This window comes from Streptomyces sp. NPDC006385, from assembly GCF_040612485.1.
In the GTDB taxonomy this organism is placed as follows: domain Bacteria; phylum Actinomycetota; class Actinomycetes; order Streptomycetales; family Streptomycetaceae; genus Streptomyces.
In genome coordinates this window covers 142,139-155,453 of the sequence record NZ_JBEXQG010000014.1, presented here as the reverse complement: position 1 = coordinate 155,453, position 13,315 = coordinate 142,139, and the positions used below count along the sequence as shown (strand labels likewise).

The following is a 13,315-nucleotide window of genomic DNA, read 5'->3' as shown; positions in this document are numbered from 1 at the left end:
AGTACGCCCAGTACGAGGGCTTCCGGGCGGCACGCCGAGAGAGCGCACCGGACGCCGCGCGGCCGCCCTTCGGGCGACGACGCCACTTTCGCAACCGGCCCTAGACCGGCCCGGCCACCACCGCCACCGTCTTCGGCAGCGACACACCGGAGCCGTCGCGGCGCGGGTCGATGTCCGGCAGCTCGGCCGGGGAGCCGTTCTTCTGCGCGGCCCGTGCCGGGACGGCTCCCGCCCAGGCCAGGGCCAGGCAGTCCTCGCCCTTCAGGAACCGCTGGCAGCGCACGCCACCCGTGGCGCGGCCCTTGCGGGGGTACTGGTCGAACGGCGTCAGCTTGGCGGTCGTCTGCACGGAGTCGTCCAGCGTGCCGCGCGAGCCCGCGACCGTGAAGACGACCGCGTCGTCCGCCGGGTCGACGGCCGTGAAGGAGATGACCTTCGCACCCGCCGCGAGCTTGATGCCCGCCATGCCGCCGGCGGCCCGGCCCTGCGGGCGGACCTGCGCGGCCTGGTAACGCAGCAGCTGTGCGTCGTCCGTGATGAAGACCAGGTCCTCCTCACCGGTGCGCAGCTCGACCGCGCCGACGATCCGGTCGCCCTCCTTGAGAGTGATGACCTCCAACTCGTCCTTGTTGGCCGGGTAGTCGGGCACCACACGCTTGACGACGCCCTGCTCGGTGCCCAGCGCCAGGCCAGGGGAGGACTCGTCGAGCGTCATCAGGCAGACCACGGTCTCGTCGCCCTGCAGGGACACGAACTCCGACAGCGGCGCGCCGCCCGAGAGGTTCGGTCTCGACGCCGTCTCCGGCAGCTGCGGCAGATCGATGACGTTGATGCGCAGCAGCCGACCCGTGGACGTCACCGCGCCCACCTCGCCGCGGGCCGTGGCCGGCACCGCCGAGACGATCACGTCGTGCTTGGAGCGCCTGGCCTCGCCGTCCTCCGCGAACGGGTCGCCGTTGGCCGTACGGGCCAGCAGACCCGTCGAGGACAGCAGCACCCGGCACGGGTCGTCCGCCACCTGCAGCGGAACGGTGGCGACCGAGGTGCCCGCCGACTCCAGCAGGACCGTACGCCGCTCGGTGCCGAACTTCTTGGCCACCGCAGCCAGTTCGGCGGAGACCAGCTTGCGCAGCTCCGCGTCCGACTCCAGGATCCGGGTCAGCTCGGCGATCTCCTCGTTCAGCCGGTCCTTCTCCGACTCCAGCTCGATGCGGTCGTACTTGGTGAGACGGCGCAGCGGCGTGTCCAGGATGTACTGGGTCTGGACCTCGCTCAGCGAGAAGCGCTCCATCAGGCGCTCCTTGGCCTGCGCGGAGTTCTCGCTGGACCGGATCAGACGGATGACCTCGTCGATGTCCAGCAGCGCCGTGAGCAGGCCCTCGACGAGGTGCAGGCGGTCGCGCCGCTTGCTGCGGCGGAACTCGCTGCGGCGTCGTACGACCTCGAAGCGGTGGTCGAGATAGACCTCCAGGAGCTCCTTGAGGCCGAGGGTGAGGGGCTGGCCGTCGACCAGCGCGACGTTGTTGATACCGAAGGACTCCTCCATCGGCGTCAGCTTGTACAGCTGCTCCAGGACCGCTTCCGGCACGAAGCCGTTCTTGATCTCGATGACCAGACGCAGGCCGTGCTCGCGGTCGGTGAGGTCCTTGACGTCGGCGATGCCCTGGAGCTTCTTCGAGCCGACCAGGTCCTTGATCTTGGCGATCACCTTCTCCGGGCCGACCGCGAAGGGCAGTTCCGTGATGACGAGGCCCTTGCGGCGGGCGGTCACCGCCTCGACGGACACGGTCGCGCGGATCTTGAAGGTGCCGCGGCCCGTCTCGTACGCGTCCCGGATGCCGGAGAGGCCGACGATCCGCCCGCCCGTGGGCAGGTCGGGGCCCGGGACGTGCTTCATCAGGGTGTCCAGATCCGCGTTCGGGTGGCGGATCAGGTGACGGGCGGCCGCGATGACCTCGGCGAGGTTGTGGGGCGGCATGTTCGTGGCCATGCCGACCGCGATGCCGGAGGCGCCGTTGACGAGGAGGTTCGGGAAGGCGGCGGGCAGGGCGACCGGCTCCCGCTCCTGACCGTCGTAGTTGGGGACGAAGTCGACCGTGTCCTCGTCGATCGACTCGGTCATCAGGCTCGTCGCCGCGGCTTGCCGGCACTCGGTGTATCGCATGGCGGCCGGCGGGTCGTCGTTGCCCAGCGAACCGAAGTTGCCGTGGCCGTCGACGAGCGGGACCCGCATCGAGAAGGGCTGGGCCATGCGCACCAGGGCGTCGTAGATCGACGCGTCACCGTGCGGATGCAACTTACCCATGACCTCGCCGACGACGCGGGCGCACTTCACATAGCCGCGGTCGGGGCGCAGGCCCATCTCGTTCATCTGGTAGACGATGCGGCGGTGCACCGGCTTGAGGCCGTCGCGGGCGTCCGGCAGGGCGCGGGAGTAGATGACCGAGTACGCGTACTCGAGGAAGGAGCCCTGCATCTCGTCGACGACGTCGATGTCGAGGATCTTCTCCTCGTACGAGTCGTCGGGCGGTGGGGTCTTCGTGCTGCGGCGGGCCATCGCTGCCGGCTCCTTAGGTTTCTGGTCGCTCGAGCGTGTGACGGGATCTGACGCGGACCATTGTGGACCGCGGCACTGACAACCTCCGACCAGGACCCGAATCTCGGCCTCCCACCCGGTGTCCGAGAAGTGTCGCCGACGCCGCCTTTCGTCCGCGACCGAGGGGACGGATCGGGCACCAACGCCCGCGCGCCGCGAGAGGTTCCGCGAAGGCAAGCGCGTGCCACGAGACCGTTCACTCGCCGGAGTGATCTCCTTCCGGACGATCGTCGACGCGGATGTGCCGGGGCGCGAGCACGCGGGAGCGTGCCGGCGGCTCCGCCCGCCGTACTCACGGCACACGCCGACGAGCAGTGCCGCAGCACCGCCCGGGCGGCGACCCCGGCTCGTCTTCACCACCGTCCGGACACATCGTTCTGACCGGGAACTTCGCCGACCCTTCGGACGCTGCATACAGTGGCAGGAACTGAGCACGCAGTGCTCGACACAACTGCAGTGCACGCGACCGGAAGGACACCTTGCCCATGGGTCACACGGCCACACCGGAGGCACAATCCGGCGGCCTCACCGCGACGGAGCACCGCCTGGCCAACGGCCTGCGCGTGGTGCTCTCCGAGGACCACCTCACGCCGGTCGCCGCGGTCTGCCTCTGGTACGACGTCGGCTCCCGCCACGAGGTCAAGGGCCGTACCGGACTCGCCCACCTCTTCGAGCACCTGATGTTCCAGGGCTCGGCGAGCGTGAAGGGCACGGGCCACTTCGAGCTCGTCCAGGGCGCGGGCGGCTCGCCGAACGGCACCACCAGCTTCGAGCGCACCAACTACTTCGAGACCATGCCCGCCCACCAGCTGGAGCTCGCGCTGTGGCTGGAGGCCGACCGCATGGGCAGCCTCCTGACGGCGCTCGACCAGGAGAACCTGGACAACCAGCGGGACGTCGTCAAGAACGAGCGCCGCCAGCGCTACGACAACGTCCCGTACGGCACCGCCTTCGAGAAGCTGACCGCCCTCACCTACCCGGACGGACACCCCTACCACCACACGCCGATCGGCTCGATGGCCGACCTGGACGCGGCCAGCCTGGAGGACGCCCGCGCGTTCTTCCGCACCTACTACGCGCCCAACAACGCCGTCCTCACCGTCGTCGGCGACATCGACCCGGAGCAGACGCTCGCCTGGGTCGAGAAGTACTTCGGCTCGATCCCGGCGCATGACGGCAAGCCCGAGCCGCGCGACGGCTCGCTGCCCGACATCATCGGCGAGCAGCTGCGCGAGGTCGTCGAGGAGAACGTCCCGGCGCGCGCGATGATGGCCGCCTACCGGCTCCCGCACGACGGCACGCGCGAGTGCGACGCGGCCGACCTGGCGCTCACCGTCCTCGGCGGCGGCGAGTCCTCCCGCCTGTACAACCGGCTCGTACGCCGCGACCGTACGGCCGTCGCGGCCGGGTTCGGCCTGCTGCGCCTGGCCGGGGCACCCTCCTTGGGCTGGCTGGACGTGAAGACCTCCGGTGACGTCGAGGTGCCGGTCATCGAGGCGGCCGTCGACGAGGAGCTCGCCCGCTTCGCCGCGGAGGGCCCCACCGCCGAGGAGATGGAGCGCGCCCAGGCTCAGCTGGAGCGCGAGTGGCTGGACCGGCTCGGCACGGTCGCGGGCCGCGCCGACGAACTGTGCCGCTACGCCGTCCTGTTCGGTGACCCGCAGCTCGCGTTCACCGCCGTGCAGCGCGTCCTCGACGTCACCGCCGAGGAGGTCCAGGCGGTCGCCAAGGCCCGTCTGCGCCCGGACAACCGCGCCGTGCTCGTGTACGAGCCGGTCGCCGGCGAGGCCGAGGACCTTCAAGCCGCCGCCACCGACGGGACCGCACCCGCCGGGACCACCGACGAGAACGAGGAGTCGGCGCAGTGACCGAGCTCGCCAGCATGGAGTTCCACCCGCAGCCCCAGGCCGGCGAGGCCCGGCCCTGGGCGTTCCCGGCGCCCGAGCGCGGTGAGCTGGACAACGGCCTGACGGTCCTGCGCTGCCACCGCCCCGGCCAGCAGGTCGTCGCCGTCGAGGTGCTCCTGGACACGCCCCTGGACGCCGAGCCGAAGGGCCTCGACGGCATCGCCACGATCATGGCGCGCGCCTTCTCCGAGGGCACCGACAAGCACACCGCCGAGGAGTTCGCCGCCGAGCTGGAGCGCTGTGGCGCCACGCTCGACGCCTACGCCGACCACCCCGGCGTCCGCGTCAGCCTCGAAGTGCCGGTCTCCCGTCTGCCCAAGGCGCTGGCGCTGCTCGCCGACGCGCTCCGGGCGCCCGCGTTCGCCGACGCCGAGGTCGAGCGCCTGGTCCGCAACCGGCTCGACGAGATCCCGCACGAGCTGGCCAACCCCTCGCGCCGTGCCGCCAAGGAGCTCTCCAAGGAGCTGTTCCCGGCGACCTCGCGCATGTCCCGTCCGCGCCAGGGCACCGAGGACACGGTCGCCGGCATCGACTCCTCGGCCGTACGCGCCTTCTACGAGCGGCACGTGCGCCCCGCCACCTCCACCGCCGTGGTCGTCGGCGACCTCACCGGCGTCGACCTCGACGCCCTGCTCGGCGACACCCTCGGCGCCTGGACCGGCTCCACGGCCGAGACCCGGCCCGTCCCGGCGGTGACCGCCGACGACACCGGCCGCGTCGTCATCGTGGACCGCCCCGGGGCGGTCCAGACCCAGCTGCTGATCGGCCGCCTCGGCCCCGACCGGCACGACCGCGTGTGGCCGGCGCAGGTGCTCGGCACGTACTGCCTGGGCGGCACCCTCACCTCCCGCCTGGACAAGGTCCTGCGCGAGGAGAAGGGCTACACCTACGGCGTGCGCGCCTTCGCGCAAGTCCTGCGCTCGGCCCCGGACGGCACGGGCGCGGCGATGCTCGCCATCAGCGGCTCCGTCGACACCCCGAACACCGGTCCGGCGCTGGACGACCTGTGGAAGGTCCTGCGCGGGGTCGCCGCCGAGGGGCTCACCGACGCCGAGCGGGACTTCGCCGTGCAGAACCTCGTCGGGGTGGCGCCGCTGAAGTACGAGACCGCCGCCGCCGTGGCGAGCACGCTGGCCGACCAGGTCGAGCAGAACCTGCCCGACGACTACCAGGCGACGCTGTACCGGCAGCTCGCCGCGACCGGCACCGTCGAGGCCACCGCCGCGGCCGTGAGCGCCTTCCCGGTGGACCGTCTGGTGACGATCCTCGTGGGAGACGCGGCGCAGATCCGGGAGCCGGTCGAGGCCCTCGGTATCGGCGAAGTCACCGTCGTGGCAGCCGAGTAGAGGCCGAGCAGAGGCCGAGGAGAGGTCGAGCAGAGGACGGGAACGGCGCCGGGCAGCGGCCGCGCGCGTAGGGGGCCCTGGTGACGACACAGTCACCAGGGCCCCCTTATGCCCGAATTGCGGGAGAGGTTGCCTGTCTGCCCTGTGGGATGCGCTACAAAAGCCACGATCGGTTTGGGGATGGAAAGTTGTCCCGCTTAGCGTCTTCCGGGCTGTCCGTCAGGCAGTGCGCCGCACCCGCGGCACCGGACAGCCATCGCCGAGTCCCCGTACGGCGCGAGCCAGGGGAGCCGGGGACCCACTCACGTCCCTGGGGTGAATCGGACGCCCGCGCGAGCCGCGAGGGCATCCGTAGGAGACCTTCCTGCTCCGAACCCGTCAGCTAACCCGGTAGGCGAGAGGGAAGGAAAGGACCAGCCACTACATGGCGTTCACCTGCGCCACCGGGAAGAACCGCCCCACCGGCAAGCACCGTCGGCCCAGCCGGTTCGAGCGCACCACCGCCCGTGCGGCCGGCGTCGCCGCACTCACCGCCACCGGCGTCATGGGCACCCTGGCCGCCCCCGCGCTCGCGGCCGAACCGGCCGCGGAGCAGACCGGCCTCATCCCCGCCATCACCGTCGACAACTCGATCGTCGAGCAGATCGACGCCCAGGCCGACGCGCAGGAGCAGGCGGCCAGGGAGGCCGCCGCCGCGAAGAAGGCGGCCGAGGAGGCCGCCCGCAAGAAGGCGGCGGAGAAGGCCAAGGAGGAGCGCGAGGCCAAGGAGCGTGCCGCCCGCGAGGCCGAGCGCAAGCGCCTGCTGTCCTACGTCGCCCCGATCTCCGGCTCGTACGTCTCCACCGGCTACAAGTCCGGCGGCGCCGTCTGGTCCTCCGGCAGCCACACCGGCGTCGACTTCCACGCCGCCAGCGGCACCCCCGTGCACGCGGTCGGCTCCGGCACGGTCGTGGAGGCCGGCTGGGGCGGGGCGTACGGCAACAACATCGTGATCAAGATGAACGACGGTACGTACACGCAGTACGGGCACCTGTCGTCCATCGGGGTCTCGGTGGGGCAGACGGTCACGCCGGGCCAGCAGATAGGCGTGTCCGGCGCCACCGGCAACGTCACCGGACCGCACCTGCACTTCGAGGCCCGCACCACGGCGGAGTACGGATCCGACATCGATCCCGTCGCCTACCTGCGCTCGCACGGCGTCGACATCTGACGGTCCCACCGCGCTCCCCGAAGCCCCGGCTCACCGAGCCGGGGCTTTCGGCGTTTCCGTGACGATCGGCTGTCCAAAAAATATCCATGGATTCCGGCCCGCCGTCGGAAATTCCGGCCGGTTGCAATAGAGTCACTCAGCACACGTCATTCGTCGACGTTTCACGGGGATTAAGGCGGAGGTCGGTCATGCGTATTCCGGCGCACTCGGTATGCACCGCGATCCGGGACGACATCGTCGCCGGTGTCCACGAGCGCGGCAGCCGGCTCACCGAGGAACTCCTCGCACGCCGCTACGGCGTCTCCCGCGTCCCCGTGCGGGAGGCGCTGCGCACCCTGGAGGCGGAGGGATTCGTGGTGACCCGGCGGCACGCGGGCGCGTGCGTCGCCGAACCGACCGAGCAGGAGGCCGCCGACCTGCTGGAGATGCGCACCCTGCTGGAGCCGCTCGGCGCCTCGCGGGCCGCCCAGCGGCGCACCGAGGCCCATCTCAAGGTGCTGCGCGGCCTGGTCAGGCTTGGCCAGGAGCGGGCCAGGAGAGGGAACAGCGAGGATCTGCGCTCCCTGGGCGGCTGGTTCCACGAGACGCTGGCCCAGGCATCCGGCAGCCCCGCCCTGACCTCGACGCTGACCCAGCTGCGCCACAAGATCGCCTGGATGTACGCCGTGGAGCCGCCGGTCGATCCCGTGGAGTCCTGGACCGAGCACGGCGCGATCGTGGACGCCGTGGCGCGCGGTGACGGCGAGCGCGCCCGGTCGATCACGGCGCTGCACACCGAGCGCGCCATCTCCGCGCACCGGCTGCGGTTCGGTCCCGGTGGTGATCGCGGGGAGCGTGTGAGGAATTCGCAACATCCCGTAAACATGCCGAGTCTGCGACATTAACAGGAGCGCCGTATACAAAGGGGGGATATTCGGGGGTGCGGAATTTCCGCTGCCCTTTTCCGGGTGTGCCATTAATTCTCTCAAGTGCCCGCCTGGAAAACGCGGCGCCTGCCCTGAAACAGCGAAGCCGCGCCCGCCGGAAAGGCGGACGCGGCTTCACCGCTTGCTGCGAAGACCCGCTCAGGTCGTTCAGACCGTCTCGGGAAGCTCCTCAAGGCCCTCGGAGACCAGCTTCGCCAGACGGTCGAGGGCGGCGTCCGCACCCTCGGCGTCGGAGGCGAGGACGATCTCCTCGCCGCCCTGGGCGCCCAGGCCCAGAACGGCCAGCATGGAGGCCGCGTTGACGGGGTTGCCGTCGGCCTTGGCGATCGTCACCGGGACGCCTGTGGCCGTGGCGGCTCGGACGAAGATGGAGGCGGGGCGGGCGTGAAGGCCCTCGGCCCAGCCGACGTTGACGCGGCGCTCAGCCATGTGTTGCTGCCCTTCGGTGTTCAGGGTTGTCTAGACCAGTTTCCCACACGCGTGAAGCACGTCGGGAGGGGACGGAACGCCCCTCCTTCGGTGACCGTCGGGTCGCGGCCTCGACCCGACGTACGTCCTCCACAGACTGCCTCGCGCCGTTGTCATACGCGAGCCGTACTCTGGGGCCCATGCAGACCTCGTCGGACCGGCACGAGTACCCCGCCCACTGGGAAGCCGACGTGGTGCTGCGCGACGGCGGCACCGCGCGCATCCGCCCCATCACCGTTGATGACGCCGAGCGCCTGGTCAGCTTCTACGAGCAGGTGTCGGACGAGTCGAAGTACTACCGCTTCTTCGCGCCCTACCCGCGACTGTCCGCCAAGGACGTCCACCGCTTCACGCACCACGACTTTGTGGACCGGGTGGGACTCGCGGCCACGGTGGGCGGCGAGTTCATCGCAACCGTACGCTACGACCGGATCGGCGCCGACGGAATGCCCGCGTCGGCACCCGCCGACGAGGCCGAGGTCGCCTTCCTGGTCCAGGACGCCCACCAGGGGCGCGGCGTCGCCTCCGCCCTGCTGGAGCACATCGGCGCCGTCGCGCGCGAGCGCGGGATCCGCCGGTTCGCCGCGGAGGTGCTGCCCGCCAACACCAAGATGATCAAGGTGTTCACGGACGCCGGCTACACCCAGAAGCGCAGCTTCGAGGACGGCGTCGTACGCCTGGAGTTCGACCTGGAGCCGACGGACCGCTCGCTCGCCGTGCAGTACGCGCGCGAGCAGCGCGCCGAGGCGCGGTCCGTGCAGCGGCTGCTGGTGCCCGGCTCCGTCGCCGTCATCGGCACCGGCCGCACGCCCGGCGGGGTGGGCCGCAGCGTCCTGGGCAATATCAAGGACGCCGGGTACACGGGGCGGCTGTATGCCGTGAACAAGGCGTTCCCGGAGGACCTCAAGGAACTCGACGGGGTGCCGGCCCACCGCTCCGTGCGGGACATCGACGGGCCGGTCGACCTCGCCGTGGTCGCCGTGCCCGCCGAGTACGTCCCCGAGGTGGTCACCGAGTGCGGTGAGCACGGCGTGCAGGGGCTGGTCGTGGTCTCCGCCGGGTACGCCGAGAGCGGGCCCGACGGGCGCGAGCGCCAGCGCGCACTCGTCCGGCACGCGCGCGCGTACGGCATGCGCATCATCGGCCCGAACGCCTTCGGGATCATCAACACCTCGGCCGACGTACGGCTGAACGCCTCGCTGGCCCCCGAGATGCCCCGCCCGGGCCGGATCGGGCTGTTCGCTCAGTCCGGTGCCATCGGGATCGCGCTGCTGTCCCGGCTGTACCGACGCGGCGGCGGGGTCACCGGCGTCACAGGCGTGTCGACCTTCGTCTCGTCCGGCAACCGGGCCGACGTGTCCGGCAACGACGTCCTCCAGTACTGGTACGACGACCCGGACACCGACGTCGTCCTGATGTACCTGGAGTCCATCGGCAACCCACGCAAGTTCACCCGCCTCGCCCGGCGTACGGCGGCTGCCAAGCCGTTGGTCGTGGTGCAGGGCGCGCGGCACGGCGGCGCGGCGCCGCAGGGGCACGCGGTGCGGGCCACGCGGTTGCCGCACGCCACGGTGTCCGCGCTGCTGCGGCAGGCCGGCGTGATCCGGGTGGACACGATCACCGAGCTGGTGGACGCGGGGCTGCTGCTCGCCCGGCAGCCACTGCCGGCCGGGCCGCGGGTGGCGATCCTGGGGAACTCCGAGTCGCTGGGGCTGCTGACGTACGACGCGTGCCTGTCCGAGGGGCTGCGGCCGTTGCCGCCGCTGGATCTGACGACGGGGGCGTCGGCGGAGGACTTCCGGGCGGCCTTGGCGCGCGCCTTGGCGGACGACACCTGCGACGCGGTGGTGGTGACGGCGATTCCGGCCATCGGGGAGGTCTCACCCGGAGACGCGGAGCTGGCGGAGGCGCTGAGGTCGGCGGCCGAGCGGGTGCCGGGCAAGCCGGTGCTGGTGGTGCACGTGGAGCTCGGAGGACTCGCGGAGGCACTGTCGGCGGCGGCCAGCACCGCACCACAGGCGGGCACGACGGCACCCGGCGCCACAGGCCGGACCCACCCCTTCCGCCCCCTGGACTTCCTGGCCGAGACGCCGCCCGACAAGTCGGACACCTCCGAGACCCCCCGCCTCATCCCCGCCTACCCCGCCGCCGAGCGTGCCGTCCGGGCGCTCGCCGAAGTCGTCAAGTACTCCCAGTGGCGCCGCGAGGCGGCCGACCCCGGGAAGGTGCCCGAGTACGAGGACATCGACGAGAAGGGGGCCGCCCGGCTGATCGACGGGCTGCTCGCGCGCGGGCAGGGGCTCACGCTCGGCACCGACGAGACGTGTGACCTGCTCGGGAAGTACGGCGTCCATGTGCACCGCGCCCTGCACGCGCCCACCCCCGAAGCCGCCGCCGACGCGGCCCGCGCCCTCGGCTACCCCGTCGCCCTCAAGGCCACGGCCCCGCACCTGCGGCACCGCGCCGACCTGGGCGGCGTACGGCTCGATCTCGCCGACGAGGAGCAACTGCGGCGGGCGTACGCCGAGTTGACCGCGCTGTTCGGAAAGCCGGAGGAGCTGCGGCCGGTCGTGCAGCGGATGGCACCGCGCGGCGTCGACACCGTCGTACGGGCCGTGATCGACCCGGCCGCCGGTGCCGTGCTGTCCTTCGGGCTCGCCGGAGCCCCCTCGCAGTTGCTCGGGGACATGGCGCACCGGCTGATCCCGGTCACCGACCGCGAGGCGACCTCGATCGTCCGCTCGATCCGGACCGCACCGCTCCTCTTCGGCTGGCGCGGCTCCGCACCCGTCGACACCCCTGCCCTGGAGGAGCTGCTGCTGCGGGTCTCGCGGCTCGTCGACGACCATCCCGAGGTCGTCGCGGTCACCCTGGAACCGGTCGTCGTCGCCACGCACGGCCTGAGCGTGCTCGGCGCCTCCGTACGCCTCGCCCCGCCCCCCGCCCGCGACGATCTCGGCCCGCGGACACTCCCCGTGTACTGAGTCGGCACAGTCGGCACAGGGACTGCCGTGAGCGGTGCCTCGCAGTCAGTGCGCCCCCGTAGGATGGACGTCATGGCCAAGACCAGTACGACGACCCAGGGGCTGCGTGCGGCGATCGAACGCAGCGGCTACTACCCGGCCCTCGTGGCCGAGGCGGTGGAGGCCGCCGTGGGCGGCGAGCCCATCCGGTCGTTCCTGGTCCATCAGGAGACGACGTTCGACCAGAACGAGGTGCGGCGGCACGTGACCGTGCTCGTCCTCACCGGCAACCGCTTCATCGTCAGCCACACCGACGAGCAGGCCGCCGACACCACCTCCCCGACGCCGTACGCCACGACGTCCACGGAGTCCGTGAAGCTCGACCGGATCTCGTCGGTCGTCGTCAGCCGCGTGGTCGCCAACCCCGAGCAGTACACCCCGGGCACCCTGCCCCGCGAGGTCGTGCTGACCATCGGCTGGGGCGCCGTCTCTCGCATCGACCTGGAGCCCGCCGCCTGCGGCGACCCCAACTGCGAGGCCGACCACGGCTACACGGGCAGTTCGACGGCGGACGACCTCAGCCTGCGCGTCAGCGAGGCCGGTGACGGCCCGGAGACGGTGCGCCAGGCGCTCGCCTTCGCCCAGGCGCTCTCCGAGGCGACCGCGGACCTCACCCGCTGATGGCACAGTCCACCGCCTGGGATCCGCATCCGGAGCCCCTCGCCGTCGAGTCCGCGCCGCTCCCCGAGTACGGCAGCGGCTCGCTCGCCGATCTGCTGCCCACGCTGGCCGCGGGCATGGCCGTACCGAACATGACCGCCGCCATCCCGGAGCTGACCGCCGCCGACCGGAACTGCGTGTTCCTCATCGACGGCCTCGGCTGGCAGCAGCTCAGGGCGCACCCCGAGGACGCGCCGTTCATGACCTCGCTGCTGAGCAGCTCGCGCGGCGGCACCGGGCGCCCGATCACCGCCGGCTACCCGGCGACCACCGCGACCTCCCTCGCCTCGGTCGGCACGGGCCTGCCGCCGGGCGCGCACGGCCTGCCCGGCTACACGGTGCGCAACCCCGAGACCGGCGAGCTGATGAACCAGCTGCGCTGGAACCCGTGGACGTCGCCGCGCGTCTGGCAGCCGTATCCCACGGTGTTCGAGCTGGCACATCGGGCGGGCGTGCACGCGGCCCAGGTGTCGTCACCCGCCTTCGAGAACACCCCGCTGACCAAGGTCGCGCTCAGCGGCGGAACGTTCCTCGGACGGCTGACCGGTGAGGAACGCATGGACCTCGCGGCCGAGCAACTGGCCGCGGGCGACCGTTCCTTGGTGTACACCTACTACGCCGAGCTGGACGGCGCCGGCCACCGCTTCGGCGTCGACTCGGACACCTGGCGCGGCCAGCTCATGTACGTCGACCGGCTCGTCCAGCGCCTGGCCGAGCAACTGCCGCCGCGCAGCGCGCTCTACGTCACCGCCGACCACGGCATGATCGACGTGCCCTTCGACGAAGACCACCGCATCGACTTCGACGAGGACTGGGAGCTGCGCGCCGGTGTCGCCCTGCTCGGCGGCGAGGGCCGGGCGCGGCACGTCTACGCGGTGCCGGGCGCCGCGCAGGACGTCCTGACCTGCTGGCGCGAGGTGCTCGGCGAGCAGTTCTGGGTGGCCTCCCGGGACGAGGCGGTCGCGGCGGGCTGGTTCGGGCCGCAGATCGACGAACGGGTGTACGACCGCATCGGGGACGTGGTCGCGGCCGCGCGCGACGACGTCCTGATCATCGCGTCCGAGCGAGAGCCGAATGAGTCGGCCATGGTCGGCAACCACGGTTCGATGACCCCCGCCGAGCAGTTGGTCCCGCTGCTCGAAGTACGCTCCTGACACCTCCTTCAGTCCTCCTCGCCGC

Annotated in this window: 9 protein-coding genes and 1 riboswitch; of the genes, 7 read left to right on the top strand and 2 right to left on the bottom strand. The window is 71.7% G+C overall.

Features of this window, described 5'->3' with window-relative positions:
- Positions 1–100 precede the first annotated feature (100 nt).
- Positions 101–2,557, bottom strand: coding sequence for a DNA topoisomerase IV subunit A (locus ABZ078_RS14275; RefSeq protein ID WP_356575008.1), 2,457 nt, complete (start codon positions 2,555–2,557; stop codon positions 101–103).
- Positions 2,558–3,081: 524 nt separating this feature from the next.
- Between ABZ078_RS14275 and ABZ078_RS14270 the strand changes: the two genes are divergently transcribed.
- From ABZ078_RS14270 to ABZ078_RS14255, 4 genes are all read left to right on the top strand, one after another.
- Entirely contained in the window at positions 3,082–4,464 is a 1,383-nt protein-coding gene (locus ABZ078_RS14270) for a pitrilysin family protein (RefSeq protein WP_356575006.1), read from the top strand.
- Complete coding sequence (locus ABZ078_RS14265) at positions 4,461–5,849, top strand: pitrilysin family protein (protein ID WP_356575004.1); 1,389 nt, start codon at positions 4,461–4,463, stop codon at positions 5,847–5,849. The genes ABZ078_RS14270 and ABZ078_RS14265 overlap by 4 nt, the downstream gene beginning before the upstream one ends.
- A 247-nt stretch (positions 5,850–6,096) precedes the next feature.
- Positions 6,097–6,261, top strand: a riboswitch (cyclic di-AMP (ydaO/yuaA leader).
- A 12-nt stretch (positions 6,262–6,273) separates the two neighbouring features.
- Positions 6,274–7,059 carry a M23 family metallopeptidase gene (locus ABZ078_RS14260; RefSeq protein WP_356575002.1) on the top strand — a complete coding sequence of 262 codons (786 nt, stop codon included), beginning with the start codon at positions 6,274–6,276 and terminating at the stop codon, positions 7,057–7,059.
- Positions 7,060–7,247: 188 nt separating this feature from the next.
- Complete coding sequence (locus ABZ078_RS14255) at positions 7,248–7,943, top strand: GntR family transcriptional regulator (protein ID WP_356575000.1); 696 nt, start codon at positions 7,248–7,250, stop codon at positions 7,941–7,943.
- 189 nt (positions 7,944–8,132) lie between these two features.
- On the opposite strand, the gene ABZ078_RS14250 is transcribed toward ABZ078_RS14255, so the two are convergent.
- Positions 8,133–8,414: an HPr family phosphocarrier protein gene (locus ABZ078_RS14250; protein ID WP_019755624.1), complete on the bottom strand. Its 282-nt coding sequence runs from the start codon at positions 8,412–8,414 to the stop codon at positions 8,133–8,135.
- A 179-nt stretch (positions 8,415–8,593) separates the two neighbouring features.
- On the opposite strand from ABZ078_RS14250, the gene ABZ078_RS14245 reads away from it, so the two are divergent.
- The 3 genes from ABZ078_RS14245 to ABZ078_RS14235 all read left to right on the top strand — a co-directional run bounded on the left by ABZ078_RS14245 (position 8,594) and on the right by ABZ078_RS14235 (position 13,290).
- Positions 8,594–11,437, top strand: coding sequence for a GNAT family N-acetyltransferase (locus ABZ078_RS14245; protein WP_356574998.1), 2,844 nt, complete (start codon positions 8,594–8,596; stop codon positions 11,435–11,437).
- 63 nt (positions 11,438–11,500) lie between these two features.
- Positions 11,501–12,097, top strand: coding sequence for a DUF5998 family protein (locus tag ABZ078_RS14240; RefSeq protein WP_356575014.1), 597 nt, complete (start codon positions 11,501–11,503; stop codon positions 12,095–12,097).
- Positions 12,097–13,290, top strand: coding sequence for a nucleotide pyrophosphatase/phosphodiesterase family protein (locus tag ABZ078_RS14235; RefSeq protein WP_356574996.1), 1,194 nt, complete (start codon positions 12,097–12,099; stop codon positions 13,288–13,290). The genes ABZ078_RS14240 and ABZ078_RS14235 overlap by 1 nt, the downstream gene beginning before the upstream one ends.
- The last annotated feature ends 25 nt before the right edge of the window (positions 13,291–13,315 follow it).

Excerpts from the sequence above, each read along its gene's own strand:
- ABZ078_RS14250 (WP_019755624.1), bottom strand. The coding sequence starts at position 8,414 with ATGGCTGAGCGCCGCGTCAACGTCGGCTGGGCCGAGGGCCTTCACGCC.
- ABZ078_RS14240 (WP_356575014.1), top strand. The coding sequence starts at position 11,501 with ATGGACGTCATGGCCAAGACCAGTACGACGACCCAGGGGCTGCGTGCG.
- ABZ078_RS14245 (WP_356574998.1), top strand. The coding sequence starts at position 8,594 with ATGCAGACCTCGTCGGACCGGCACGAGTACCCCGCCCACTGGGAAGCC.
- ABZ078_RS14235 (WP_356574996.1), top strand. The coding sequence starts at position 12,097 with ATGGCACAGTCCACCGCCTGGGATCCGCATCCGGAGCCCCTCGCCGTC.
- ABZ078_RS14260 (WP_356575002.1), top strand. The coding sequence starts at position 6,274 with ATGGCGTTCACCTGCGCCACCGGGAAGAACCGCCCCACCGGCAAGCAC.
- ABZ078_RS14275 (WP_356575008.1), bottom strand. The coding sequence starts at position 2,557 with ATGGCCCGCCGCAGCACGAAGACCCCACCGCCCGACGACTCGTACGAG.
- ABZ078_RS14255 (WP_356575000.1), top strand. The coding sequence starts at position 7,248 with ATGCGTATTCCGGCGCACTCGGTATGCACCGCGATCCGGGACGACATC.
- ABZ078_RS14270 (WP_356575006.1), top strand. The coding sequence starts at position 3,082 with ATGGGTCACACGGCCACACCGGAGGCACAATCCGGCGGCCTCACCGCG.